Origin of the sequence: Staphylococcus sp. HMSC62A08 (genome assembly GCF_001839105.1) — a bacterium.
Lineage (GTDB): Bacteria > Bacillota > Bacilli > Staphylococcales > Staphylococcaceae > Staphylococcus > Staphylococcus caprae.
Genome location: NZ_KV840063.1, coordinates 1,168 through 1,792, shown reverse-complemented (window position 1 = coordinate 1,792; position 625 = coordinate 1,168). Strand labels below are relative to the sequence as shown.

Genomic DNA, 625 nt, shown 5'->3' with positions numbered 1-625 from the left:
ACCAGAAGGCGTCACATTTGATAGTGAGACGAACGCAATTAGTGGCACGCCAACAAAAGTGGGAAGCTACCCAATTAACGTGACAACAACAGATGCGGAAGGTAACGCAACAACAACGAACTTCATAATTAAAGTGGTAGACACAACAAAACCGACGGTAACTTCTATTGAAGATCAAACAAAAGAAGTGAATACGCCGATCGATTCAATAACAGTTGAAGCAACAGATAATAGTGGTCAAGCTGTGACAAACAAAGTAAGTGGTTTACCAGCTGGCGTAAGTTTCGATAGTGCCACAAACACAATTAAGGGAACGCCAACAAAAGTGGGCAGTTATCCAATTGTGGTAACAACAACAGACGCATCAGGAAATGAAACGACAACGAGCTTCACGATTAAAGTTGTAGACACAACAAAACCGACGGTGACATCAATTAAGGATCAAACAAAAGAAGTTAACACAGCTATCGATTCAATAATAATTGAAGCAACAGATAATAGTGGTCAGGCAGTGACGAACAAAGTAAGCGGACTACCAGAAGGCGTAAGTTTTGATAGCACCACAAATACGATTAGTGGAACTCCGACGAAGGTAGGAAGCTATCCAATTGTGGTAACCACAACA

Annotated in this window: 1 protein-coding gene; it reads left to right on the top strand. The window is 41.3% G+C overall.

Annotated elements, in window-relative coordinates; all coding sequences use genetic code 11:
- Positions 1–625 (top strand): putative Ig domain-containing protein (locus HMPREF3264_RS13060; RefSeq protein WP_256324005.1); only part of this gene is annotated, 625 nt, incomplete at both ends.